This is a genomic window from Pedobacter superstes (assembly GCF_037622515.1).
Taxonomy (GTDB): domain Bacteria; phylum Bacteroidota; class Bacteroidia; order Sphingobacteriales; family Sphingobacteriaceae; genus Paradesertivirga; species Paradesertivirga superstes.
This window is the reverse complement of sequence record NZ_JBBJCN010000023.1, coordinates 1-450: the sequence shown is the minus strand read 5'-3', so window position 1 is coordinate 450 and position 450 is coordinate 1. Positions and strand designations below refer to the sequence as shown.

Here is a 450-nt window from a genome sequence, read left to right as displayed (position 1 = left end):
CAACAATGTAACCTGGTATACTGCAGCAACCGGAGGTACCATTGTCGCTTCTCCAACTTTGAGTTCTGCAGGCACAATAACTTATTTTGCTGAAGCAACAAATTCTGCTACGGGATGCCTCAGTTTGTCAAGAACTGCCGTTACCTTAACAATATACCCGGCCCCTCTTGCTCCTAGTGTTTCGGCTGCCAATATCACGGAATGTGAAATAAGCCCTATTCAGACACTCAATGCAAATTCAGTTATCACTTCTTCAGTTCCGGTAATCTGGTATACCCAGGCTACAGGTGGAACCGTGGTTGCATCTCCAACTTTAAGCTCTACAGGAAATGTAACGTATTTCGCTGAAGCGGTGAACAGTACTACAAACTGTTCAAGTTTATCACGAACTGCAGTTACCTTAACCATTTCTCCCGCTCCGGCTGCTCCGGCACTTTCAGGTTCGGCTGC

General features: G+C 46.2%; 1 protein-coding gene. It reads left to right on the top strand.

Going from position 1 to position 450, the window contains the following annotated elements; translation table 11 throughout:
• A partial coding sequence (locus WG906_RS19525; protein ID WP_431844498.1) for an Ig-like domain-containing protein occupies window positions 1-450 on the top strand: 450 nt, incomplete at both ends.